At 69.6% G+C, this 22,974-nt stretch carries 24 protein-coding genes; 9 read left to right on the top strand and 15 right to left on the bottom strand.

Annotation, left to right across the window (positions count from 1 at the left end):
• Positions 1–304 precede the first annotated feature (304 nt).
• Complete coding sequence (locus tag U3653_RS07835) at positions 305–766, top strand: Rieske (2Fe-2S) protein (RefSeq protein WP_195077884.1); 462 nt, start codon at positions 305–307, stop codon at positions 764–766.
• A 16-nt stretch (positions 767–782) separates the two neighbouring features.
• Here the strand turns inward: U3653_RS07835 and U3653_RS07830 are convergent, their stop codons facing one another.
• The 3 genes from U3653_RS07830 to U3653_RS07820 all read right to left on the bottom strand — a co-directional run bounded on the left by U3653_RS07830 (position 783) and on the right by U3653_RS07820 (position 2,937).
• A complete protein-coding gene (locus U3653_RS07830; RefSeq protein WP_195077883.1) occupies positions 783–1,250 on the bottom strand; it encodes a VOC family protein in 468 nt (155 codons plus the stop codon).
• 83 nt (positions 1,251–1,333) lie between these two features.
• Entirely contained in the window at positions 1,334–2,050 is a 717-nt protein-coding gene (locus U3653_RS07825; RefSeq protein WP_195077962.1) for a sensor domain-containing protein, read from the bottom strand.
• Entirely contained in the window at positions 2,047–2,937 is an 891-nt protein-coding gene (locus U3653_RS07820) for a hypothetical protein (RefSeq protein WP_195077961.1), read from the bottom strand. Before U3653_RS07820 ends, U3653_RS07825 begins: the two co-directional genes overlap by 4 nt.
• A 211-nt stretch (positions 2,938–3,148) precedes the next feature.
• Here U3653_RS07820 and lspA point away from each other — a divergent pair, with 211 nt between their 5' ends.
• The 3 genes from lspA to U3653_RS07805 are packed head-to-tail and all read left to right on the top strand — an operon-like array spanning position 3,149 to position 5,326.
• A complete protein-coding gene (gene lspA / locus U3653_RS07815) occupies positions 3,149–3,745 on the top strand; it encodes a signal peptidase II (protein WP_195077882.1) in 597 nt (198 codons plus the stop codon).
• The gene (locus U3653_RS07810) at positions 3,742–4,668 is read left to right on the top strand and encodes an RluA family pseudouridine synthase (RefSeq protein WP_067811124.1); all 927 of its coding nucleotides are present in this window, start codon (positions 3,742–3,744) and stop codon (positions 4,666–4,668) included. The genes lspA and U3653_RS07810 overlap by 4 nt, the downstream gene beginning before the upstream one ends.
• Positions 4,661–5,326: a hypothetical protein gene (locus U3653_RS07805; protein ID WP_195077881.1), complete on the top strand. Its 666-nt coding sequence runs from the start codon at positions 4,661–4,663 to the stop codon at positions 5,324–5,326. Before U3653_RS07810 ends, U3653_RS07805 begins: the two co-directional genes overlap by 8 nt.
• Before the next feature lies 1 nt (position 5,327).
• Here the strand turns inward: U3653_RS07805 and U3653_RS07800 are convergent, their stop codons facing one another.
• Positions 5,328–6,146, bottom strand: a complete 819-nt coding sequence (locus U3653_RS07800) for a PhzF family phenazine biosynthesis protein (RefSeq protein WP_195077880.1) — start codon at positions 6,144–6,146, stop codon at positions 5,328–5,330.
• A gap of 81 nt (positions 6,147–6,227) precedes the next feature.
• A complete protein-coding gene (locus U3653_RS07795; protein WP_195077879.1) occupies positions 6,228–8,651 on the bottom strand; it encodes an HAD-IC family P-type ATPase in 2,424 nt (807 codons plus the stop codon).
• 33 nt (positions 8,652–8,684) lie between these two features.
• Here U3653_RS07795 and rarD point away from each other — a divergent pair, with 33 nt between their 5' ends.
• The 4 genes from rarD (at position 8,685) to U3653_RS07775 (ending at position 10,752) form a co-directional block, all read left to right on the top strand.
• Entirely contained in the window at positions 8,685–9,629 is a 945-nt protein-coding gene (rarD, locus tag U3653_RS07790) for an EamA family transporter RarD (protein ID WP_397070147.1), read from the top strand.
• A gap of 31 nt (positions 9,630–9,660) precedes the next feature.
• A complete protein-coding gene (locus tag U3653_RS07785; protein ID WP_067811137.1) occupies positions 9,661–9,915 on the top strand; it encodes a type II toxin-antitoxin system Phd/YefM family antitoxin in 255 nt (84 codons plus the stop codon).
• Between the two features lie 11 nt (positions 9,916–9,926).
• Positions 9,927–10,172: a PIN domain-containing protein gene (locus U3653_RS07780; RefSeq protein ID WP_195077877.1), complete on the top strand. Its 246-nt coding sequence runs from the start codon at positions 9,927–9,929 to the stop codon at positions 10,170–10,172.
• Between the two features lie 76 nt (positions 10,173–10,248).
• Positions 10,249–10,752: a PaaI family thioesterase gene (locus U3653_RS07775; RefSeq protein WP_195077876.1), complete on the top strand. Its 504-nt coding sequence runs from the start codon at positions 10,249–10,251 to the stop codon at positions 10,750–10,752.
• A 104-nt stretch (positions 10,753–10,856) separates the two neighbouring features.
• On the opposite strand, the gene U3653_RS07770 is transcribed toward U3653_RS07775, so the two are convergent.
• Positions 10,857–11,357, bottom strand: coding sequence for a WKL family lipoprotein (locus U3653_RS07770; RefSeq protein WP_195077875.1), 501 nt, complete (start codon positions 11,355–11,357; stop codon positions 10,857–10,859).
• 181 nt (positions 11,358–11,538) lie between these two features.
• Complete coding sequence (locus tag U3653_RS07765) at positions 11,539–12,861, bottom strand: DNA polymerase IV (RefSeq protein WP_195077960.1); 1,323 nt, start codon at positions 12,859–12,861, stop codon at positions 11,539–11,541.
• 399 nt (positions 12,862–13,260) lie between these two features.
• Here U3653_RS07765 and U3653_RS07760 point away from each other — a divergent pair, with 399 nt between their 5' ends.
• Positions 13,261–14,148 (top strand): UTP--glucose-1-phosphate uridylyltransferase, encoded by an 888-nt coding sequence (locus tag U3653_RS07760; RefSeq protein ID WP_218020679.1) that lies wholly within the window; start codon positions 13,261–13,263, stop codon positions 14,146–14,148.
• Between the two features lie 188 nt (positions 14,149–14,336).
• Here the strand turns inward: U3653_RS07760 and U3653_RS07755 are convergent, their stop codons facing one another.
• The 8 genes from U3653_RS07755 to pgeF form a co-directional block, all read right to left on the bottom strand.
• Positions 14,337–14,882, bottom strand: coding sequence for an NlpC/P60 family protein (locus U3653_RS07755; RefSeq protein ID WP_323124697.1), 546 nt, complete (start codon positions 14,880–14,882; stop codon positions 14,337–14,339).
• 427 nt (positions 14,883–15,309) lie between these two features.
• Positions 15,310–18,444, bottom strand: a complete 3,135-nt coding sequence (ileS, locus tag U3653_RS07750; protein ID WP_195077873.1) for an isoleucine--tRNA ligase — start codon at positions 18,442–18,444, stop codon at positions 15,310–15,312.
• Positions 18,445–18,707: 263 nt separating this feature from the next.
• Positions 18,708–18,908: a hypothetical protein gene (locus U3653_RS07745; RefSeq protein WP_084488747.1), complete on the bottom strand. Its 201-nt coding sequence runs from the start codon at positions 18,906–18,908 to the stop codon at positions 18,708–18,710.
• 77 nt (positions 18,909–18,985) lie between these two features.
• On the bottom strand, positions 18,986–19,840 hold the full coding sequence (wag31, locus tag U3653_RS07740; RefSeq protein ID WP_195077872.1) for a DivIVA-like cell division protein Wag31: 855 nt from the start codon (positions 19,838–19,840) through the stop codon (positions 18,986–18,988).
• A 68-nt stretch (positions 19,841–19,908) separates the two neighbouring features.
• Complete coding sequence (locus U3653_RS07735) at positions 19,909–20,211, bottom strand: YggT family protein (RefSeq protein ID WP_039797136.1); 303 nt, start codon at positions 20,209–20,211, stop codon at positions 19,909–19,911.
• Positions 20,212–20,300: 89 nt separating this feature from the next.
• The gene (locus tag U3653_RS07730) at positions 20,301–21,083 is read right to left on the bottom strand and encodes a cell division protein SepF (RefSeq protein WP_195077871.1); all 783 of its coding nucleotides are present in this window, start codon (positions 21,081–21,083) and stop codon (positions 20,301–20,303) included.
• Between the two features lie 105 nt (positions 21,084–21,188).
• The gene (locus U3653_RS07725; protein ID WP_323124696.1) at positions 21,189–21,950 is read right to left on the bottom strand and encodes a YggS family pyridoxal phosphate-dependent enzyme; all 762 of its coding nucleotides are present in this window, start codon (positions 21,948–21,950) and stop codon (positions 21,189–21,191) included.
• A gap of 55 nt (positions 21,951–22,005) precedes the next feature.
• Positions 22,006–22,731 carry a peptidoglycan editing factor PgeF gene (gene pgeF / locus U3653_RS07720; RefSeq protein WP_195077870.1) on the bottom strand — a complete coding sequence of 242 codons (726 nt, stop codon included), beginning with the start codon at positions 22,729–22,731 and terminating at the stop codon, positions 22,006–22,008.
• Positions 22,732–22,974 lie beyond the last annotated feature (243 nt).

Raw genomic sequence — 22,974 nt, 5'->3', positions numbered from 1 at the left:
AAACCCCGCGAAATCCACATCGTCCCCGAACTCCCCAAAACCCGCAGCGGCAAAATCATGCGCCGCCTCCTACGCGACGTCGCCGAAGGACGCGAACTCGGCGACACCTCCACCCTCGTCGACCCGAAGGTGTTCGAATCGATCGCCCGCGGGTAACCACAAGGAGCGGCGGACCCGGCCACGAACAGATGAGGGGGTCCGGGTCCGTCGCTCCATTCCGGATTGAACCGCCGGATCACCCTCCCCGTGAACAAGGCGAACGCGGAACCGGCACAGCGCAGGCCGCGCCTTCGAGGGAGATCCGATGAAACGACTCGAGCCCTGGCTCACCCATGACCAGCTCCGCACTCGGCGCGGTGTGGTCATCGCCGGTGCGGGCATCGCCGCCGCGGCGGTCACCGCCTGCACCGCCTCCGCCCAGGACGACCCCGCGCCCGATGCCACCCCCGCCGCGCAGGGAGACCGGCCCGCCGATGCGGACCGCCCCGCGAACGCGCTGGCCAAGACCGCCGACATCCCCGTCGGCGGCGGCGTGATCGTGGGCGACATCGTGGTGACCCAGCCCAGCGCGGGAACCTTCGTCGGACTGTCCTCGGTGTGCACGCATGCCGGCTGCAAGGTCGCGACCGTTTCGGGGGGCACCATCAACTGTGCCTGTCACGGCAGCCGGTTCACGCTGGACGGCTCGGTGGCACGCGGGCCGGCGAGCAGACCACTCGCACCGCGCGGCGTGCGCGTCTCCGGTGATTCGGTGGTGGCGGACTGAGCCGGTCCGACCGCGCTCAGGAGCCGCCGAACTGCTCGGCCATCCGGCGGTCCATCTCGTCGGGCGGCACATCCTCCACATGGGTGGCCACGGTCCACCGGTGCCCCCACGGGTCCTCGAACGCGCCACTGCGGTCGCCGTAGAACTGGTCGGTCATGGGCGTGAGTTCCTTGGCGCCGGCGGCCAGCGCGGCGGCGAAGGCGGCGTCGGCGTCCTCGACGTACACGTACAGGTTGACGGGGGTGCCGCCGATCGTCTTCGGGTCGAGGAAATCCATATCGGGCGCCGAATCGCCGAGCATGACGACGGAATCGCCGAACATCAGCTCACAATGCGCGATCTTGCCGTCCGGACCCGGCATTCGCATGCGCTCGGTCGCGCCGAAGATGTTCTTGTAGAAATCGATCGCCGCCGCGGCGCCGTCGATCGCCAATCCGGGCGACACCACCGGATATCCCTCGGGAACGGGCTTGACATCGGACATCGGAAACCTCCGGTCGAGGCGTTGTGTCGGACCATGCCGAGCCTATTCCGGCGACCGGCGCGATTCGGCCGGATCGTGGGAAATCACGGTCCGGCGACGCCTTGCACTCTGCGCACCTGGGCCGCGGTCAGCGCGCTGAGCACCCCGGGGTCGACCGACTCCGGCGCGGTCACCGCGACCTGCACCAACGTGCTTCCCACCTGGACGATCGCGACCGACGAGCCGAGGGTCAGGTCGTCGCTGGTGGTGCGCACCTGGAACGGCGCGCAGGCATCGCCGGCGGGCGGCTGGGCCAGGCCGCCGACGCGGTAGTCGACCGGGATGTCGGAGCCGTCGGCGCTGGCGTAGTGCGCGCAGCGACGCAGAATTCCCTGCACGTCCGCGAAAGCGGCCGCGACCGTGTCCGCCGGATAACTGGCCGCGTCGATATCGATACTGGAGAAATTCGGCCCCGCGTAGTGCGTGGACGCCCGCGCGAGCGCGCCGGAGCGTTGCGCACCGAGCGGCGCGAGCACTTTCACGCATTCGGCCGGATTCGTCGGCGAACCGCTGGCAGCGCCTGCCCCGGGTTCGGCCGCAGGCGGCAGCGCGGTGAAACCGGCGGGAAGGTCGGTGTCGCCGAGCAATCGCTCGCGCAGCCGAGCGGAATCGGTCTCAGGGGCGGTGGTCACGGGGGCCGCGGCAACGACCGGACCCAGCGCGGGAAGATCGGCCTTTCCGGCAGGCGCGGGCTCCTGCGAGCCACATCCGGCGACGACGAGCGGCACGAGCGCGGCCAGCATTCCGCATCGGCGGATCATTCGGCCCACGACACCTGCGTATCGATCGTCTGCTGCAGCGTGCTCTCGCTGTGCGGGTCGCGGTAGGCCTGGTGCCCGCCGACGGTGATGGACCCGGCCACCGGCAGCGGCAAGCCGAGATCCACCGTGATGGTGCCCGCGCCCTGCATGGCGTAGTCGTCGATGTCCAGGGTGCCCGCGTTGTTGGGCAGGTCCCACACCGGCGACTTCGGCTTCTGGGTGACGCGCAGTTCGATGGTGAGCCGGTCGCCGTCGCGCTTGCTCAGCGTCGCGGTGGTCACCTGGTCCAGCAGGATGCCGCTGTTGACCTCTTGCCGCACCGTCCACACCGCGCCCTCGCCGACGGGCTCGTCCGGGAACGCGATCGACCGATAGACCGCCTGGTAGAACGCCTGCTCGAGGGCGGAGCGCGCGGTGTTGGACGCGTCGGGCGCCGGCTCGAGGCGCAGGGCGGTGATCGCGCCGAGATCACTGAGGTCGAAACCGGCGTGCGAACCGCCGATCTTGGTGAGCGCTTTGGCCAGCGTCGGATCCGGCGAGGTGACCGTGCCCAGAGTGAGATCGATGCCTTCGGCGGTGGTCTCGGCGGTCATGGGAATGGTCATAGCCGGGGTGGAGAAGTCGGGCTTGGGCTGCCCGTCGATCCGCTGTTCGATGTGGTGGGCGGTGTAGAGCGTGACCCGCTGCACGGTGCCGGCCGGATACTCCGGCCGCAGCAGCGATCGCGGCTCGGCGCCGGCCGATTGGACCGTGGTCACGGCGGCCGGAATCGGCACGGTCACTTCCTTGCCGATGCCGAGCGGCTCGGTTCCGTCGGCCTCACCGCTCGACTCGGCGCGGTCGCCGCAACCGACGCCGAGGGCCGAGAGCCCGACCGCGAGCACCATGAGCAGCACACCCGAGCGCGCGCTACGGGCATGGCTCGCGCTTCGTGGCAGGCGGGGAGAAGACAACACCGTCACGAGCAACAGGGTACGACCGATTCCTGAGTGTCAGCTGGGACATTCGGATGCGAGCCGGTCGGCGCGGCACGCGAACGCCCGAGGCGCGGGGCAGCGGCAATCGGACGCGCGCACGGCGCTCGATTCCGCTCGAGAGATGATGGTCGGTGTGAGTGACGACCGGCCGCCCGAGGAAACCCCAGCGAACACCGCAGATCCGACGACCGTGTCGGCTCCGCCGCAGCGCCTGCGGACACTGCTCGTCCTCGCCGCGGTCGTGCTCGGCCTGGATCTGCTCACCAAGACCCTCGCGGTCGCGAAGCTCACCCCGGGCGATCCGGTGCCGATCATCGGCGACTTCGCGCGCCTGAGCCTGGTGCGTAATCCGGGCGCCGCGTTCTCCATGGCCACCGGCATGACCTGGCTGCTGACCCTGGTCGCCGCCGCCGTCGTCATCGGCGTGGTGCGCATCGGCCGCACTCTGCGCTCGCTGGGGTGGGCGATCGGACTGGGCATGGTGCTCGGCGGCGCGGTCGGCAATCTGGCCGACCGGCTGTTCCGCGCGCCGGGCCCGCTGCAGGGGCACGTGGTGGATTTCGTCGCGGTGGGCTGGTGGCCGGTGTTCAACGTCGCGGACTCGGCCATCGTGTGCGGCGCGATCCTGCTGGTCGTGCTGACCGTGTTCGGCTTCGAACCGAACGGCACCCGGGTGGGCCACGGCAAGACCGGTGCGAGCGAGGGCAGCGCGGCATGAGGGAGACCAGGACCATGCCCGTCCCCGACGGGCTCGACGGCATGCGCGTCGACGCGGGCCTGGCCCGTCTGCTCGGCCTGTCCCGCACGGCGGTGGCCGCGCTCGCCGAGGAGGGGTCGGTGCAGCTCGACGGCGTCGCCGCAGGCAAATCCGACCGCCTCACCGCAGGGGCCTGGCTGGAGGTGATCTTCCCGGAGCCGAAGCGGGAACTGACCATCGAGGCCGAACCGGTGGAGGGCATGAAGATCCTCTACGCCGACGACGACATCGTCGCGGTGGACAAGCCGGTCGGCGTGGCCGCGCACACCGGCGTCGGCTGGAGCGGGCCGACGGTGGTCGGCGGGCTCGCCGCCGCCGGGTACCGCATCTCCACCTCGGGCGCCCACGAGCGGCAGGGCATCGTGCACCGGCTGGACGTCGGCACCTCCGGCGTGATGGTGGTCGCGCAGTCCGAGCACGCGTACACGGTGCTCAAGCGCGCGTTCAAGCAGCGCACCGTCGACAAGCGGTATCACGCCCTCGTGCAGGGACATCCCGACCCCAGCAGCGGCACCATCGACGCCCCGATCGGCCGGGCCCGCGGCAACGACTGGAAGTTCGCGGTCACCGCCGACGGACGACCGAGCGTCACCCACTACGACACCGTCGAGGCGTTCCATTCGGCCAGCCTGCTCGACATCCACCTGGAGACCGGCCGCACCCATCAGATCCGCGTGCACTTCTCCGCGATCCGCCACCCGTGCTGCGGCGATCTCACCTACGGCGCCGATCCGCGCCTGGCCGAGCGGCTCGGGCTGCAGCGGCAGTGGCTGCACGCGCGGTCGCTGGGCTTCCAGCACCCCGCCGACGGCCGCTACCTGGAGATCACCAGCGAATACCCGGACGACCTGAGACACGCGCTGGACGTCCTGCGCGATGCGTGAGCGCCGGGTGCCGCCGTGGCGCGGAATCCTCCTCGGCGCGGCGGCCGTCGCGCTGGTCGCGCTGATCCTTGCGCTCGGCGCGCTGTATCCGCCGTATCGCACCGCGGTGTCCACCGACCGGCTCGGGCCCGACCAGGGCGAGCAGGTCGCGGAGTATCTCGCCCGCGCACGCGACTCGCTGGACGCGGGCGGCGACGAGCCACGCTGGGCGCTGGCGTCGTTCACCGAGCCCCTCGCGCCCGGCGACATTCCGGCACACAGCGGCGGATTGCGTATCGCGCAGGTGCTCTACCGGGTGCCCGCGCCCGGCGTGCAGACGCCGCTGGTGGCCGTGCCCGTACCGGAAGGCGTTGCGTCGGCCGTGGATTCGTCCTCCGACGCGGCCTGGCTGCTGCCCCGCCCCGCCGACGAGCGCTCCGCGCGCGTGGTCGCGTTCTCCGCCGCGCGACTGCGCGGCGGCTGCGGCTGCGTCGTCGGGCTGGTCGTCCGGGGCGCCCCGGCGCAACTGCGAGACCTAGCCGGGCAGAACGGCATTCGCGCGGTCCAGGCGCTTCCCGCCGACGCGGTGGCGGGCAGCTTCGCGGTGGCCCCGCTGCTGCCCGACTATCGCGACGTCGTGGGGCCACTGCCCGACGACGGACCGGTTCCGCAACCGTGAGCTAGTCCGGCAGGGTGACCACGCCGTCGAGGTAGCGGCGGCATCGTCCGAACAGCAGCACCCGGTCGTCGGTCAACTCGCAGCGCAGGCTTCCGCCGCGGCGCGACAGCTGCCTTGCGCGCAGTTCGGTGCGGCCGAGCCGCTCGCTCCACAGCGGGACCAGCTGCGCGTGCGCCGATCCGGTCACCGGGTCCTCCGGGACGCCGACGGCCGGGGCGAAGACGCGGGAGACGAAGTCGACCGAATCGCCGGGCGCGGTGACGATCGCGGCGCGCGGCAGCGCGGGGAAGGCCGCCAGCACGGGCGCGACATCGCGCACCTCCTGTTCGGTCGCCACCACGATCACCTCGTCGGTGCCGGAGTACCCGCTCACCGGACGCACCCCGAGCGCGGCGACGAGCGCCGGATCGGGCTGCACCGGGATACTCGGCACGGCGGGCAGATCGAGGACGAACTCGTCGTCGTCGGTGCGGTCGACGTGCAGCCAGCCGCTGCGCGTGTAGAAGCTCACCCGGTCCTCGCCGGGGTGCAGGTCGGCCAGGATCTGCGCGGCGCTAGCCAGCGTGGCGTGCCCGCAGAGCGCGACCTCGACCCTCGGAGTGAACCACCGGAGGTGGAACGCGGGCCACTCGCCCGGCGGCAGGCCCGCTTCGGGAGGTAAGCGCGAGGTGTAGAACGCGGTCTCGGCGAGGTTGTTCTCCTCGGCCAGCTGTTGCAGCAACGCATCCGGCAGCCACGACGGGAGCGGCATCACCGCGGCCGGGTTGCCCGAGAACGGTGCGTCGGCGAACGCGTCGATCTGGTGCAGCAGTACCTCCATAATCTCCAGAAGGTACTCCAAGTCTGAATGGCCGCTTCGCACAAGGCTTCTCGTGGCGCGGCGAGTCAGGCGTCCAGTCTGTCAGGCGGCTCCGCCGGGCGAGCTCGGCAGCAGTTGCCGCTTCTCTCCGCGCAGCGCCGCGCTCACCCACCAGGCCGCCTCCACGAGCACGATGCCGACCACGCCGCAGCTCACCGCCGCGCCGGTGAGCGCGAGGTTGGACGGGTCGAGTTTGAAGAACTCGCGGGTGAACGGAACGGTGAACAGCACCACGTACGCCGCCACCGACACCGCGATCAGCACCACCTTCCACCACGCGTACGGCCGCGCGACGATGGCCAGCACCCACACCGCGATCATGATCAGCGTGATGAGCGCGGTCGTGCCCGCCTGGACCTTCTGCTCCTCGCTGGCGTGCGGCCCGGCGTAGGCGATCAGGTAGGACACGAAAGTGGCCGCGCCGATCACCACCCCCGACGGGATGGCCAACCGCATGACGCGCCCGACGAAACCCGTGCGGGCCCGCTCGTTGTTGGGCGCGAGGGAGAGGATGAACGCCGGAATGCCGATGGTGAACCAGGCCGCGATCGTGACGTGGCGCGGCAGGAACGGGTAGCCGATGGGCTCGTAGTCGAAGATCTGCGATCCGATCCCGGCCATGCCGACCAGGAAGGCCAGCAGCACCGAGTAGACGGTCTTGGTGAGGAACAGATTCGAGACCCGCTCGATGTTGCCGATCACCCGGCGGCCCTCGCCGACCACGTACGGCAGCGTGGCGAACTTGTTGTCCAGCAGCACGATCTGCGCCACCGCCCTGGTCGCCGGGCTGCCCGCGCCCATCGCCACGCCGATGTCCGAATCCTTCAGAGCGAGTACGTCGTTGACCCCGTCGCCGGTCATCGCCACCGTGTGCCCGCGCGCCTGCAAGGCCGACACCATGGCGCGCTTCTGATCCGGGCGCACCCGGCCGAAGGTGGTGTTGCCGTCCAGCACGTCGGCCAGTCCGTCGAGGTCCTCCGGCAACTGCCGCGCGTCGACCGGATGCTCGCCGCCGGGCAGATCCAGCGAAGAGGCCACCGCGCCGACCGACACGGCGTTGTCGCCCGAGATGACCTTGATGGAGACGTCCTGGCCGGCGAAGTAGTCGAGGGTGTCGCGAGCGTCCGGCCGGACCTTTTGTTCCAGCACGACCAAGGCGGCGGGCCGAACGACGCCGGGGGCGTCCGCCGCGTCCACCGCCCGGTCACCGCGCGCCAGCAGCAGCACGCGCAGACCGGAGGCGCCGAGTTCCTCCGCGACTCGCGCGTCCGCGGAATCCGGGTCCAGCAGCACGTCCGGCGCGCCCAGCAGCCAGTCGCCGTGCTCGCCGTAGGAGCAGCCGCTCCACTTCTTGGCCGAGGAGAACGGCGCGACGGCGGTGCGCTGCCAGCCGGGACCGTCCGGCAGCGCCTCGGCGATCGCTTGCACGCTCGCGTTCGGACGCGGATCGTCGGCGGCGAGCGCGGCCAGCGCGGTGCGCACCTCGGTGTCGTCGAAGGCGCCGAGGACCTTCAGGTCCGACAGCCGCATGCCGTTCTCGGTGAGCGTGCCGGTCTTGTCCGCGCAGACCACGTCGACGCGGGCCAGCCCTTCGATCGCGGGCAATTCCTGGACCAGGCACTGCCGCCGGCCCAGTCGCACCACGCCGACCGCGAACGCGATCGAGGTCATCAGTACCAGGCCCTCGGGCACCATCGGCACCAGCGCGGCCACCATGCCGGTGACCGCGGGCCGCCACGACTCGTTGCTGGAGACCAGCTGGTTGTAGATGCTCAGCAGGCCTGCGGGGATCAGCAGGTAGGTGATGAACTTCAGAATCTTGTCGATACCGCTGCGCAGCTCGGAGTGCACCAGCGTGAACTTGCTCGCCTCCTCGGCCAGCCGCGCCGCGTAGGCGTCCCTGCCGACCTTGGTGGCGCGGTAGGCGCCGGACCCGGACACCACGTAGCTGCCCGACATCACGGTGGCACCGATCGCCTTGTCGATCGGGTCGGCCTCGCCGGTGAGCAACGACTCGTCCACCTCGAGCTGCGCGGATTCCTCGACCGTTCCGTCCACCACGATCTGGTCGCCCGGACCGAGTTCGATCAGGTCGTCGAGCACCACCTCGTGCGGCGCGACCTCGACGGCCCTGCCGTCCCTGCGGACGGTCGGCTTGGCCTGACTGACGATGGCCAGCTCGTCCAGGGTGCGTTTGGCGCGGATCTCCTGGATGATGCCGACCGCGCTGTTGGCGACGATCAGCAGGCCGAACATGCCGTCGATGATCGATCCGGTGGCCAGTACCAGCACGAACAGGACCCCGAGGATGGCGTTGATCCTGGTGAAGACGTTCGCGCGCACGATGTCGCGAACCGAACGGCTCGCGCGATCGGGGACGTCGTTGGTCAGCCCGTCGCGGCGGCGTCGCTCGACCTCGGCCGCGGTCAATCCGGTGGCGCCCGACGCCTGCACGGTAATCGACATGACCGCAAGGCTACGTGACAACTACGTTCGTACATCGTGCGGCGAAGCAGGTCCATCCCCGGTGTGGCGTTCGGAGCGAGCGCGTACTTCTTGTGGGGACTTTTCCCCGCGTTCTTCGGGTTGCTGGCATTCGCAGGCCCGGGCGAGGTGGTGGCGCAGCGGGTCGTCTGGACGCTGGTGGTGGTGCTGGCGGTACTCGCCGTAACCGGCCGGATCCGCGAGCTGCGCGGCATCGGCGGCCGGGTCTGGCGCCTCGCGGCCGTCGCCTCGGCCGCGATCACGCTGAACTGGGGCGTGTACGTCTACGGGGTCATCTCCGGGCACGTCGTGGAGTGCGCGCTCGGCTACTTCATCAACCCGCTGGTCACCGTCGCGTTCGGGGTGGTGATCTTCCGGGAGCGATTGGCCGCCGCCCAGTGGGCCGCCCTCGCGCTCGGCGCGACCGCGGTGGCCGTGCTCACCGTCGACTACGGCAGACCACCGATCATCGCCTTGGCACTGGCCTGTTCCTTCGCCACCTACGGCTTGGTGAAGAAGGTGATCCCGCTGGACGCGCTGCGCGGCATCGCGGCCGAGGGCATCGTCGCCGCGCCCTTCGCGCTGGCGTTCGTGATCGCCCTCGCGATCACCGGGCACAGCGAATTCGCCACCGGAGCGGGACATACCGTGTTGATGGTGGCCACCGGGCCGGTCACCCTGCTTCCGCTGCTGCTGTTCGCCGTCGCCGCCCAACGGGTCGCGCTGTCCACCATGGGCCTGCTGCAATACCTCACACCCGCACTACAGATGGCCTGGGGCGTCGCCGTCGCCCACGAGCCGATGCCCGCCTCCCGGTGGGCCGGTTTCGCTCTGATCTGGGTGGCGCTGGCGCTCTTCACCGCCGACGCGCTGCTGCGGACCCGTCGCGCGCGACGCGCGGCGCGCGCGGGAGCCACCGAATCCAGCCTGCTCGCGGACGAAACCCGGTCGACGCCATGAGCACGACGCAGCAGTTTGCTACGCGCGTAGCATGACTGCGTTGCCCGCTCGTGAACTGCGAAATCACACCGCCGAGGTACTGCGTCGCGTCGAGGCCGGCGAAGAGATCGAGATTCTCAAGGACAACCGACCGGTCGCGAAGATCATCCCGATATCCAGGCGGCGGCAATGGGTGCCCGCCTCGGAAATTCTCCGAGAACTGGCTCGCCTCGGCCCGGATACCACAGGCCTCCGACAGGAACTACGAGAGACCCTGACCGAAACGACGGATGACCTGCCGTGGTGAACAGTGAAGCGATGAGTCCCGAAGTGTCGGCACGTAGGTTGGCGAGCTACCAGCTCGCGCAACGGGTTCAGCCACTCGAGGTGGATGAGACCGTCGCACATTGGGCGCTGCTGATCGCACGCCTTCGGTCCGCCGGGCGCAAAGTACCGATCAACGACTGCTGGATCGCAGCAACCGCACTGGCACATGACATTCCGATGGTCACGCAAGATGGCGATTACGAAGCGATGCCCGATCTAACGGTGCGGAAGCTGTAGCAGTTCGTCGGGATCGGTCGCAAACGTGTCGGATCCGACACTTCTGCGGGCTGCGGCTGCTCCGTAGCGTCGATGCATGACCGCGCCCAGACCTCTCCGCTCCCGGACCGACACGTGGCGAACGCCCGCCGCGACTCCCGATCCGCTCGGCATGACCGGGCGGGAAATCCTGCAGGCCACCCTGGACGGACGATTCCCGGGTGCGCCGATCCTGGGCGCACTCGGTTTCCGGCTGGTCGAGGTCGGCGACGGAATCGTGGTCTTCGAAGGCCAGCCGGGCGATCAGCTGCTCGACCCGACGGGCGGGGTGTACGGCGGCTTCGTGGCCACGCTGCTCGAATCGGCCCTCGGCTCGGCCGTGTTGACGCGATTGGCGGGCGGGACGCGTTCCACCTCGGTGAAGATCGGGATGGACATCCACCGGGCCGTGCGCGGCGACACCGGAAAGCTGCGCTGCGAAGGCACCGCGGTCCACGTCGGCCCCACCACGGCCAGCGCCGAGGCCCGGCTGATCGGCGCCGAAGACGGCGAGCTGTACGCGCAGGCCACCTCGATGTACGCGATTCTGCGCATACTCTGAGCGGCGCACCGGGTGTTATGCGAAGTATGAAGTGCGCCAGAGCTTTTCCTACGACGACGGCCGGTCGCCGAGGCGGAGCCCCGGCGACCGGCCGTCGAGTGCACTCAGCTGCAGGCCACCGACTGCTGACCGAGGTTGGTCAGCATGGTGCAGGCCCATGCCTTCTGGATCTTCCACTTGCCGTTGTCGGCGACGAACGGCACGTCGACGATGTTCTCCTGGCCGTTGAGGGTGAACTTGGCCTTCGCGTTCACGCTGTCGCCGAAGGAGGTGACGTCGGTGACCTCGATCTTCACGTCGGCGCCCGACGCGGCCTGGGACAGGCGGTCCGGCAGCGTCGGGTCGGCCTCGGCGCCCTGGACGTTGTCCAGCTTCTCGGAGGCGGGCACCGACGGGTCGAGCGCACGGGCGAGGGCGGTGTTCAGCTCCGCGGGGGTCGGGACCGGCGGCAGGTTCGCGCTCGCGGTCGCCGACGCCTTGGCGCTGGTCGACGTCTTGGCGGCGGGCTTGCTGTCCTTGTCGTCGCCACCACAGGCGGTCAGGCCAAGCGCGGCGACGATGGCCAGTCCGGCGATCGCGATGCGTCCAGTCTTACGAAGCTTCAACTGCTCGTCCTTTGCGTTCGAGAGGTCCGTGTCGTGTTCACCATGGCAGCCGCCCCCGAACCGGCGGCGCTGCACGAGGTCCCAGGCTACCGGCCCCGGGCGGCGTCAGCCGGACCGGCGATGGTCGTCGGCAGCGAACGTACGCGCCCGGCCGGGCGATGTCGAGCCGCGAGCCCGGATCTCAGCGCAGACTGCCCAGCGGATCGGCCCGGGTGAGCGCGGCATCGTCGGCGGCGAAGGTGCGCGCGGGACCCGGGCCGGTGGAACGGGTTTCGAAGCGGACGGTCACGACGCCGAGCCCGGCGCCCTGCACCCACCCGTGACCGTGCTCGGGATGCGACACGTCCATGCCGGGATGCCAGGCGGCGATGGGCAGGACCGGCGCGGTGCGGTCGGCATCGCCGAGGTCAGCGACCTGCGGCTGTTCGGGTTCGGGCCGCGCCGAAGCGATTCCGGCCGTGCCGCGATCCAGTTCGGGGAACAGCGATTCCTGGCGGACGGTGGACAGGCCGCCGTAGCCGACGCCGACGAGACGGATCGGGCCCAGCTCCCTCGGGTCGAGCGCGGAGCGCTGCGCGGCGGCGGCGAGCGTGGCCAGATCCTCGGTGGCATAAGGCAGTGTGAAGGAGCGGGTGACGATGCTCATATCGGACTTCTTCAACTTCAGCACCACCGTGCGCGCGGCACGCCCGTCACCGGTCAGGCGCCGGTGCGCCGCGGCGGCCATGTCCTCGATGGCAGGACGCAGCTGCTCGAGACTGACGATGTCGGTTTCGTAGGTTGTCTCGGCGCTGATCTGTTTCGCCTCGGTGCGTTCGGCGACCGGACGGTCATCGATGCCGCGCGCCAGCCGGTGCAACGCGGCGCCGATGCTGCCGCCGAGGATCGACATCGCCTCCGATTCCGGCAGCGCGGCGAACGCGCCGACGGTCTCGATGCCCAGCGAGCGCAACCGGCCCTCCGCGACCGGGCCGATCCCCCACAGCTTGCGCACCGGAAGACCCGCGAGCAGGCGCGGCTGCTCGACCGGCGAGATCACCCGCACCCCATCGGGTTTGGCCAAGCCGGAGGCGATCTTGGCCAGCTGTTTTCCGGTGCCCGCGCCCACCGAGGCGGTCAACCCGGTGCGTGCGCGCACCACGGCGCGCAATTCCTCGCAGAACGCGTGCACCCGGGCGACCGTCGCGCCGGCCAGCTCGGCGGGCTCGCCGAACGCCTCGTCGTACGACAACGTCTCCAGCACCGGGATCCGGCTGCGCAGCGCGTCGAACACCTGCCCGCTGACCACGCCGTAGACCGCTCCCCGCGGCGGCACCACCACCGCGGTGACACCGACCAGCCGGCGCGCCTGATGCATCGGCATCGCCGACCGGGCGCCGAACACGCGCGCCTCGTAACTGGCTCCGGCGACCACGCCGCGTCCGCCCGTCCCGCCGACCAGCACCGGCCTGCCGCGCAACGTCGGCCGGGTCAGCTGTTCGACGGAGGCGAAGAACGCGTCCATGTCGATGTGCAGCACCCAGCGCCGTGCGGCGCTGTCCGCGTCGGCGAGCACCGGCGGCGGGCTCGCCGGGCTTGCGCCGGAGGTGCTCCCGATCCCCGTCGACGGCGCGGCCACGCGCTCGACGGTCGGTTTCTCGGTACGCACGGGTGCAATGTACGCCCGTGCACCGACAGTCCGGGCCCGGCGGTGACGCTGTCCGGTGGCTGTGCGCTAGCTGCTGGTTACCTGTCGGTATCGCCCCGCCCTCGCTCGCGCCTCCGCAGGCCGATCCGTCCCGCCGCGACGGCGTTGATCTGCCCTTTTCCGCGCCGAACCCGGTACCGGACAGTCCTGAAATAACCGCCGACGTGCCGCGGGGACGGGGCCGGACCCTCGGTCCGATATGTGATGATCGGACCCATGAATATCCGCAAGGCCGTCATCCCGGCCGCCGGTATCGGCTCCCGGCTGCTTCCGCTGACCAAGGCCATCCCCAAGGAGATGCTGCCGGTCGGCGACAAGCCGGTGATCGAGCACACGGTCCGCGAGCTGGTCGCTTCGGGCATCACCGACATCACCATCGTGGTCAGCAGCGGAAAATCACTCATCCAGGATCACTTCCGGCCCAATCCCGCACTGGTGGCCCAGCTGCGCGCGGACGGCAAGACCGCCTTCGCCGACGCTGTCGAAGAGGTCGGCGAGCTGTCGCGGCTCGGCCACATCACCTACCTGGACCAGCACGGGCCCTACGGCAACGGCACCCCGGTGCTCAACGCCGCCCGCAATCTGGGCGACGAGCCCATGCTGGTGCTGTGGCCGGACGACGTATTCGTCGCCGACGTGCCCCGCGCCCAGCAGCTCATCGACGCCTACGAGGCCACCGGAGCCCCGGTGCTGGCGCTGATGCCGATGGATCCCGCCGAGTCGCAGCGCTACGGCGTTCCGGTGGTCGCCGACGATCACGGCAACGGCCTGCTGCGCATCACCGGCCTGCGGGAGAAGCCGAAGCCGAAGGACGCGCCGTCGTCCTTCGCCGCGATCGGCGGCTACGTCGTCACCCCCGGCATCATCGACGAGCTGCGCAGGCAGACCGAAGCGTGGTACGAACACCGCACCGGCGAGGTGTATCTCACCGACGCGATCAACGTGCACGCGGCGAACAATCCGGTCTACGGCCAGGTCATCCGCGGCCGGTGGTACGACACCGGCAACCCGGCCGACTATCTGGTGGCGCAATTCGCCTCGGCGCTGGCCCATCAGCAGTACGGACCGCTGCTGCGCACCCTCGCCGACGGCCTCGGCGACTGACCGCACCCCGGCCACCCGGAGCGCGGCGGTGCTGTCCGCCCCGCGCCGAGCGGTGACCAGGGTGCATCCGGCGTCGGCGCATCGGTGCCGCTCCCGTCCGACGGCGGGCACGGCCGAGTCGCCGCGGCCCCGGCCCACATTCGCAAGTCGGGGCCGTTTCCGCGCGGGCGTAGCCGCGCCGGGTGCGCTCAGAAGCGACGGATGGCGTAGATGTCGAATTCGTCCAGCGGAGTGAAGCCGACCGGCACGCCCTGCCCGTAGGCGTTGAGCACCTGGCCGTTGCCCGCGTAGATACCGACGTGCGAACCGTCACTGTTCAGCACGATCACGTCGCCGAGCGACAGCGAACCACGCGGGACGGGCGCGCCCACCTTCGCCTGCTGCCAGGTGGTCCGCGGAAGGCGCACGCCGACCTGGCGATACGCCCACTGCACGAGGCCCGAGCAGTCCCAGCTGTCGGGGCCGGTGCCGCCCCATTCGTAGGGCTTGCCGATCTGCGTCGTCGCCGCGGCCAGCGCTCCGACGCCGAACACACTGGGTATCGGCAGGTCGGCCGAGCCGCTGGCGCTGCCGGACGACGAACTGCCGGTGCCCGACGAACCGGATGACGCGCTGCCCGGCCCGCTGCCGGAGGCGCTGCCGGTGTCGGCCCACGCCGGTCCGGCGAGCAGAAGAGTCGCGATGATCGAGAGCAAGAATCCGAGTGCGATGCGATGCAACGATTTTCTCGGCACGTACTCGCCCCTTCCATGGGCGCAGTTGACTGGCCGCCGATCGGCAGCCTGGCTAACATATGGCATCGGCAGCGGTCCCCGATGCGGAGCCGCGGCCACCCGTGCCGGACACGTTCCCAGCACGGCCGAATCCCAAGTACGACACGCGAAAAAGAGAAACTGCCGCCCCCGGAGAACGCCTGGGCAACAGTAGCGACATCGCAGATTGTGCCTGGGATATCGGCGAATTGTCGGGAATCAGCAAACTCTCAGCATGTGATCTAAATCACTATGTAGTGACGGTGGCCGCCGATGTCGGAAGCCGAGCACCTTGCTGCTGGGTAGCGGTCCGGTCGCGGGGCGATGCGTACGTCGTCCGCCGTACCGACCCGAAAAAGCCGGGGCGGGACCTTTCGGTCCCGCCCCGGCTCGCCGAAGTACCCGACGCTCAGGCCTTGGCGATCTTCGCGCGTACACCGCCGACCAGATCGGCGGCTTCCGGGCCGGCGTCGCCGAAGGTCAGCGTGGTGGCCAGGATCTCACCCGCGATCAGGTCACGATGCGTCTCGGCCCACGCGGCCCGGTCCGCCGGGACGTCCAGCACCACGGTGATGCGGTCGGAGACGTCCAGCCCGGCGGACTTCCTGGTCTCCTGCAGGTCGCGGATCAGGTCCCGCGCCCAGCCCTCGGCCTCCAGTTCCTCGGTGACCACCGAGTTCAGCACCACGAGGCCCGCGTTGCCCGGCAGCGCCGCGGTCGACTCGGGTTCGGCCGCGACCAGGCGCTGGGTGTACTCCTCAGGCAGCAGGGCGATCCCGGCCGCGCGGACCGTGCCGTCGGCGTCCTCCGACCACTCGCCCGCCTTGACCGCTTTGATCACCGCCTGCACGTCCTTGCCCAGTCGCGGTCCCGCGGCGCGGGCGTTGACCACCAGCTCGAACCGGCCGTGCGCGTCCACGTCGGTGGTCAGATCGACCTTCTTGACGTTGACCTCGTCGGCGACGATGTCGGCGAACGGCGCCAGCCGCTCCGCGTCGGCCGCGGCGATGGTGACCTCGGCCAGCGGCAGCCGCACCCGCAGGTTCTGCGCCTTGCGCAGGCTCAGCACCGTCGAGCACACCACCCGCACCTCGTCCATGGCGGCGACCAGCTCCGGATCGTCCGGCAGCTCGCCCTCCTTCGGCCAGTCGGCCAGGTGCACCGACTCGCCGCCGGTCAGCCCGCGCCAGATCACCTCGGTGATCAGCGGCAGCAGCGGCGCGGCCAGCCTGGTGACCACCTCGAGCACCGTGTGCAGGGTGTCCACCGCGTCGCGGTCCTCGCTCCAGAACCGCGAGCGTGAGCGCCGCACGTACCAGTTGGTCAGCGCGTCGGCGAAGGAGCGCAGTTCCTCGCAGGCGCCTGCGATGTCGTAGGTCTCCAGCGCCTCGGTGATGACGTCCCTGGTGCGCGCCAGCTTCGCGAGGATGTAGCGGTCCAGCACGTGCGGCGAATCCGTGCGCCACACACCGGGCTTCGAGGCGTACAGCTGCAGGAAGGTCCACGCGTTCCACAGCGGCCGCAGCGCGTGGCTCACGCCCTCGCGGATGCCGCGCTCGGTGACGATGAGATTGCCGCCGCGCAGGATCGGCGAACTCATCAGGAACCAGCGCATCGCGTCCGAGCCGTCCCGGTCGAACACCTCGTTGACGTCCGGGTAGTTGCCCTTGGACTTGCTCATCTTCAAGCCGTCGTCACCGAGCACGATGCCGTGCGCGGCCACGGTCTTGAACGCCGGGCTGTCGAACAGGGCCGTCGCCAGCACGTGCAGCGTGTAGAACCAGCCGCGGGTCTGCCCGTTGTACTCGACGATGAAATCGCCGGGGAAGTGGCTGTCGAACCACTCCTTGTTCTCGAACGGGTAGTGCACCTGGGCATACGGCATCGAACCGGACTCGAACCAGCAGTCCAGCACCTCCGGCACCCGGCGCATGGTCGACTTGCCGGTCGGGTCGTCGGGATTCGGCCGGGTGAGCTCGTCGATCATCGGACGGTGCAGATCGGTCGGGCGCACACCGAAGTCGCGCTCGAGCTCGTCCAGCGAGCCGTAGACGTCGACGCGCGGGTAGGCCGGGTCGTCGGACACCCAGACGGGGATCGGGCTGCCCCAGTAGCGGTTGCGGCTGATGTTCCAGTCGCGCGCGCCTTCCAGCCACTTGCCGAACTGGCCGTCGCGGATGTGCTCGGGCACCCAGGTGATCTGCTTGTTCAGCTCCACCATGCGGTCGCGGAACTTGGTCACCGCGACGAACCAGGACGGCACGGCCATGTAGATCAGCGGCTGCCCGGAGCGCCAGCTGTGCGGGTAGGAGTGCTCGATCGTCTCGTGCCGCAACAGCTTCCCGGCGGCCTTGAGGTCCTTGATGATCACCGGGTTGGCGTCGAACACCATCAGGCCCTCGTACGGCGGAACCATCGAGGTGAACTTGCCGCCCGGATCCAGCGGCTGCACCAGTTCGATGCCGTGGGCGGAGGCGACGTCCATGTCCTCCTCACCGAACGCGGGCGCCAGATGCACGATGCCGGTGCCGGAGTCGGTGGTCACGTAGTCGGCGGTGAGCACACGGTGGGCGTTGGGGTGGCCGGCGAAGAAGTCGAACGGCGGCGCGTAGGACAGCTCGGCCAGCGCGGCGCCGTCGAACTCCGCGAGCACCTCCGGCTCCTCGCCGAACTCCCGCGCGTAGTGCGAGACCCGTTCGGCCGCGAGCACATAGCGTTTGCCGTCGGCCGCGCGCAGGTGCACGTAGCGGACGTCGGGGTGCACCGCGATCGCCAAGTTGGACGGCAGCGTCCACGGCGTGGTGGTCCAGATCAGCGCGTTGGCGCCGTCGAGTTCGTGCAGCGGATGCTCGGCGGGCACGCGCAACGCCATGTCGACGGTGACCGCAGGATCCTGGCGCATCTTGTAGGCGTCGTCGAGGCGGGTTTCCTGATTCGACAGCGGCGTCTGCTCGTACCAGCTGTAGGGCAGCACCCGGAAGCCCTGATAGATCAGCCCTTTGTCGTACAGCGACTTGAACGCCCACATCACCGACTCCATGAAGTCGGTGTCCAGTGTCTTGTAGTCGTTGTCGAAGTCGACCCAGCGGGCCTGGCGCGTCACGTAGTCGCGCCATTCCCCGGTGTAGCGCAGCACCGATGTTTTGCAGGCCGCGTTGAATTCCGCGAGCCCCATCGCATCGATCTGTGATTTGTCCGTGATACCGAGCTGCTTTTCGGCTTCGATTTCCGCGGGCAATCCGTGGCAGTCCCAGCCGAATCGCCGGTCGACCCGCTTGCCGCGCATCGTCTGGAAACGCGGGACGAGGTCTTTGACGTATCCGGTGAGCAAATGTCCGTAATGCGGCAGACCGTTGGCAAAGGGCGGCCCGTCGTAGAAGACGAATTCGGCTGCGCCGGAACGGTTTTCGATGCTCGCGCGGAAAGTGTCGGCGGCCGCCCACGCGTCGAGCACGCGGCGCTCCATCTCGGGGAACGACGCCCCGCTGCCGACGCTCAGGTCGACGCGCGGGTACGCGCTGTTGCTGGAAGTGTGGTCCGCCATCGCGGATACGTCTCCTCGTGCCGAGTCGTTTGGCACGGGGACGATGTCGGCGCCCGGTGCGCCGAAACCGCGGTACCACCCCGCTTGTCCGGCGTGACGAACACCGGACCTCTCATTCGCGAGCTGTGACGGGCTCACCCGTTCGGTTCTACTGAGCGGCCCCCGGGCCGCCGTTCTTCCGAAGGCTCCCCGGTGATGGCCGGATCGACGCCGTGTTCATGTTTGATTCTAGCCGGATCGGTCAACTCACTTTGCAGCGCAGGTCAGCGTTTGGCATGACGACCAGGAGGCGGCGGGGAATCACCATCCGGACTCCGCATGGACAAAGCACTCACCAGCAAGAGCATCGCGCCGATGACGCACACCACGATGCAGCCCCACGCCCAGATCACCGATCCGGTGGTGAGCGCTGCCACGAGCAGGGCGAAGCCGATCGCGGCAAGGACGAGTGTCAAGACGAGCATGGTGACCCCCAAGGCATGCCGGGCGGCTCGACAGTTCCTCTAACGGTATGCGAACTGCTGTGCTGGGGCGCGGCGAGCTACTTGCCGCCCTTGGCGAACGACGCCGGCGCGAGGTTGTTGGCCGTGTTGGCATCCGCGAAGGCTTCGCCGCCGTCGACCGGGACGGCCGAGCCACGGTTCTCCAGCTCCTCGAGCTGCGACTCCAGGTACGACTTCAACCGCACCCGGTACTCCCGCTCGAACGTCTTGAGCTGCTCGATACGGCTCTCCAGCACGCTGCGCTGCTGGGTGATGGTCGCCATGATCTCGGTGTGCTTGCGCTCGGCGTCGGCCTGCAGGGCGTCGGCCTTCTCCTTGGCCTGGCGCAGCTGGCTGTCCGAGCGGCTCTGCGCGTCCGACAGCATCGCGTCCGACTTCTGACGGGCGTCGGCGATCATGGCCTCCGACCGGGTCCTGGCGTCTCCGACCAGTCGCTCGGAATTCGCCCGAGCATTCGACAGCAAGCTCTCCGCCTCGGCCTTGGCGTCGCTGGTCAGCCGATCCGCCATCTCCTGGGCGAGGCTGAGCACCTTGGCGGCCTGCAGGTTCGCGTCGGCGCCCGGCGCGTCCTTGGCCACCGGCGCCGCGGGCATCGGGGCGGGCGGCGCGGCGGGAACCGGAGGCTTGATCGGTTCCGGCTGCGGCGGCGGGGCCTGCGGAATCGGCGGTTTCGCCGCGTTCACCCCGGGGCCGCGGTTCTTCTTGGCGTCGGCCAATTCCGCGTCGAGCTCGGCGACCCGCTGGCGCAGATCGGCGTTCTCCTCGATCAGACGCGACAGCTCCTGCTCCACGAGATCCAGGAACGCGTCGACTTCATCCTCGTTGTAGCCGCGCTTCCCGATCGGCGGTTTGCTGAACGCGACGTTGTGCACATCGGCTGGGGTCAGCGGCATGGAAGGATCCCTTCACGCGTCTTTTGGAGATCTAGCAGATCTAGCAAGCTGTCTTACGGCCCATTCTGTCACACCGGAGCTACCGGCTGCCCGAGCCTGCCCACGATCGACATCAGGATGAAGACGATGAAAAGCAGGACCATAATCGACAGATCCAGGCGAATTCCGCCCAGCGACACCGGAGGTATCAACCGCCTGAGCAGTTTCACCGGGGGGTCGGTGATCGTGAAGATCACCTCCAGGACGACGACCACGACACCGGTAGGACGCCAGTCTCGGGCAAAGCTACGGATGAACTCGACGATCACCCGGCTGATCAGCAACAGCCAGAAGATGAACAGTACGAAGTACAGCACCGCGAACAAGGCCACGAGTTCACTCTGCCGTAAAAATCGCTTCGCGCAAAATGACCGCGCCGCACAACCTGCGACCGGTCCGCTTCACCCCCCAGATCACGAGCTTATTTCTGGTTGTAGAAGCCGGTTTCCGCGATGCGCCTGCGTTCTTCCGCTGATACGTCGACATCCGCCGGTGAGAGCAGGAACACTTTTGTCGCGACCTTGTCGAACGACCCGCGCAGCGCGAAGGCCAGGCCCGCGGCGAAGTCGACCAGCCGTTTGGCGTCGGCGTTGCTCAGATCCACCAGATCCATGATCACCGGATTGCCCTCGCGGAAGCGTTCGCCGATGATCCGAGCCTCGCTGTAGTCGCGCGGGCGCAGCGTCGTGATCTTGGACAAGGGGCCTCCGTCCTCGAAGATCCCGGGCCGCCGCACCGGGGCGGGCTCGGGACGCACGCGCTCCTCCAGCCTGCGCTCCTCGGCGTCGGGGTCGACGGCGAGCGCGCCACGGGTCGTGCCGCGCAGCGGGGGCGCGCTCCCGCCCGCGCGGAACCGGCCCGACGGCGCGGAGTCGATCCGGGTGGGACGCCGGGGCGCGTCGTAGCGGTCGTCGCCGTAGGGCTCGTCGACGTAGTCGTCGCGCCGCGACACCGAGTAACCCGCCTTGTAGGGCGACTTGTAGGCCGGCTCGGGGTAGTCGACATCGTCGAAACGGCTTGCGCCGTACCGATCCTCGCCGTAGCGCTCGACGTAGCCGTCGCGGTCGGAGTAGTCACGGGGCCGGGGCCTGCGAGCGCCGCGCTCGTCCACCCCTCGGGGAGCGCGATCGTCGACGTAGTCGTCTTCGTAATCCTCGAGCGGAACCATGCCGAAGTACGCCTTGAACTTGTGCAGCGTGCTCATTGGTCGACCTTCCTTCGGCCCCGGTGGCGGCCGGGTGTTGAAGTCTTGCTCAGCCCTCGTCAGATCCCAGCATATGTGTCGAATGTGACTGATGAGGTTTCTTTGCTAGCCCGAGGTTATCGGTCGCATACCCATCAAGGCGGTACCGACACGCACAACCGTCGAACCGTGTTCGATCGCGGATTCCAGATCACCCGACATTCCCGCGGAAAGCTCTGTCGCGTCCGGATGATCGGCGACCAACAACGTGTGCAACGTCGCAAGTCGCGCAAATGCGGCATCGGTCTGCGCACCCAGCGGCGGAATGGCCATCAGGCCCGACAAACGTAATCCGGGAGCGTCCGCAATCCGTTCGGCGAGCGCGGGAAGATCGCCTGCCGTGACGCCGCCTCTGGCGGGGTCGTCGTCCAGGCTCACCTGGAGCAACACCCGCAGCGGTTCGGTGCGCTCGCCCGCCTCCAGCGCGGCGACGGCACCGGCGTCCAGGGCGGTAGCCAGACGTTCGCTGTCCACCGAATGGACGGTGTGGGCCCAGCGGGCGACACCGCGCGCTTTGTTCCGCTGCAACCGCCCGATCATGTGCCAGCGGATGCCGGAGAGGTCTTGCTCACGTAAGTCCGCCACCTTCGCCGCGGCCTCCTGCTCGCGCGACTCGCCGAACTCGCGCCGGCCGAGCCGGTGCAGGATCGCGACATCGGAGGCGGGGAAGAATTTCGTCACCGGCAACAGCCGCACCGACTCCGGCGCCCGGCCCGCCGCGCGGCACGCCGCGTCGATGCGCGCCAGCAGACCGGCCAGGTTCTCCGACAGCTCGGCGGTCCTCGCGGCGAGCGCGGCGTCCACCGCGATCCTCGCTTCGGTGCTCACGCGCCCACCTCCCCCGCGCTCGGCTCCGCGAGCGCGCCGATGGCGTTCCGCCCGCTCATGCGGCCTCCATCCAGATCACCCCGCCGATCCGGCCGGTCGGCGCGCCACGGCGATGGCTGAACAAGGTGTGGTCCTCGATGGTGCACCGCGGGTCGACCGCGATCGCGCCGACGCCGGCCTCGGTGAGCTGGCGCGAGATGCCCGCCCGCAGATCCAGGCCGGGGGTGCCGCGGACCGTGGTGGTCGCGCTGCCGGGCAGATGCTTTTCGACGTCGGCGCGCATCCCGGCGGGAACCTCGTACTGACGGCCGGAGGCGGCGGGCCCGAGCAGCGCGCCGATCCGCTCCGGGCGCGCGCCGACCGAGACCATCGCGTCGAGCACGCGCGGCACGATGCCGATGCGGGCGCCGATCCGCCCCGCGTGCACCGCGGCGATCACGCCCGCCTCGTCGTCGGACAGCAGGATGGGCACGCAGTCGGCGGTGAGCACGACCAGCGCGAGTCCGGGCACGGTGGTCACGAGCGCGTCGGTGGCCGGGACCGGTTCGGCGCGCGGGCCGTCGACGATCTCCACGTTGCGGCCGTGGATCTGTTCCATCCAGACCAGGCGTTCGGGCGGCAGGCCGATGCCTTCGGCCAGCCGGTCGCGGTTGCGCCGGACGGCCGCGGGATCGTCGCCGACATGGTCGCCGAGATTGAACGAGTCGTAGGGTGGCGCCGAGAAGCCTCCGGACCTGGTGGTGGTCACCCGTCGGACAGTGATGGTCGGCGCGATAGTCATGGCGACGAGCGTAGTTGCGCTCGCGGAATGGCGTCGAAATGCCCAGGTAGAAGCGAAATTTCCCCCCGGGGCCGAATCAGTTGCGTCGCATCGGGCGCCGTGACGCCCGGTCTCGCTCGGCCGGCCCCGCGCCGGCGTCCCCCGGAAAATGCTGCGCGATCGTACTGCGGGACACCGCTTCGGCGGGTCCCTCCGAGACGTCCCGGCGCGGGCCGGGATCGCTCTTTCCAGCTCGGTCCCGGC

Origin of the sequence: Nocardia implantans, assembly GCF_035544775.1 — a bacterium.
Lineage (GTDB): Bacteria > Actinomycetota > Actinomycetes > Mycobacteriales > Mycobacteriaceae > Nocardia > Nocardia implantans.
This window is presented reverse-complemented; position numbering and strand designations above follow the sequence as displayed.

Bases quoted from the DNA above. Each gene is read 5' to 3' on its own strand.
- U3653_RS07835 (WP_195077884.1), top strand. From the start codon at position 305: ATGAAACGACTCGAGCCCTGGCTCACCCATGACCAGCTCCGCACTCGG.
- U3653_RS07830 (WP_195077883.1), bottom strand. From the start codon at position 1,250: ATGTCCGATGTCAAGCCCGTTCCCGAGGGATATCCGGTGGTGTCGCCC.
- U3653_RS07825 (WP_195077962.1), bottom strand. From the start codon at position 2,050: ATGATCCGCCGATGCGGAATGCTGGCCGCGCTCGTGCCGCTCGTCGTC.
- U3653_RS07820 (WP_195077961.1), bottom strand. From the start codon at position 2,937: ATGGTGCTCGCGGTCGGGCTCTCGGCCCTCGGCGTCGGTTGCGGCGAC.
- lspA (WP_195077882.1), top strand. From the start codon at position 3,149: ATGATGGTCGGTGTGAGTGACGACCGGCCGCCCGAGGAAACCCCAGCG.
- U3653_RS07810 (WP_067811124.1), top strand. From the start codon at position 3,742: ATGAGGGAGACCAGGACCATGCCCGTCCCCGACGGGCTCGACGGCATG.
- U3653_RS07805 (WP_195077881.1), top strand. From the start codon at position 4,661: ATGCGTGAGCGCCGGGTGCCGCCGTGGCGCGGAATCCTCCTCGGCGCG.
- U3653_RS07800 (WP_195077880.1), bottom strand. From the start codon at position 6,146: ATGGAGGTACTGCTGCACCAGATCGACGCGTTCGCCGACGCACCGTTC.
- U3653_RS07795 (WP_195077879.1), bottom strand. From the start codon at position 8,651: ATGTCGATTACCGTGCAGGCGTCGGGCGCCACCGGATTGACCGCGGCC.
- U3653_RS07785 (WP_067811137.1), top strand. From the start codon at position 9,661: ATGACTGCGTTGCCCGCTCGTGAACTGCGAAATCACACCGCCGAGGTA.
- U3653_RS07780 (WP_195077877.1), top strand. From the start codon at position 9,927: ATGAGTCCCGAAGTGTCGGCACGTAGGTTGGCGAGCTACCAGCTCGCG.
- U3653_RS07775 (WP_195077876.1), top strand. From the start codon at position 10,249: ATGACCGCGCCCAGACCTCTCCGCTCCCGGACCGACACGTGGCGAACG.
- U3653_RS07765 (WP_195077960.1), bottom strand. From the start codon at position 12,861: ATGGACGCGTTCTTCGCCTCCGTCGAACAGCTGACCCGGCCGACGTTG.
- U3653_RS07760 (WP_218020679.1), top strand. From the start codon at position 13,261: ATGAATATCCGCAAGGCCGTCATCCCGGCCGCCGGTATCGGCTCCCGG.
- ileS (WP_195077873.1), bottom strand. From the start codon at position 18,444: ATGGCGGACCACACTTCCAGCAACAGCGCGTACCCGCGCGTCGACCTG.
- U3653_RS07745 (WP_084488747.1), bottom strand. From the start codon at position 18,908: ATGCTCGTCTTGACACTCGTCCTTGCCGCGATCGGCTTCGCCCTGCTC.
- wag31 (WP_195077872.1), bottom strand. From the start codon at position 19,840: ATGCCGCTGACCCCAGCCGATGTGCACAACGTCGCGTTCAGCAAACCG.
- U3653_RS07730 (WP_195077871.1), bottom strand. From the start codon at position 21,083: ATGAGCACGCTGCACAAGTTCAAGGCGTACTTCGGCATGGTTCCGCTC.
- pgeF (WP_195077870.1), bottom strand. From the start codon at position 22,731: ATGACTATCGCGCCGACCATCACTGTCCGACGGGTGACCACCACCAGG.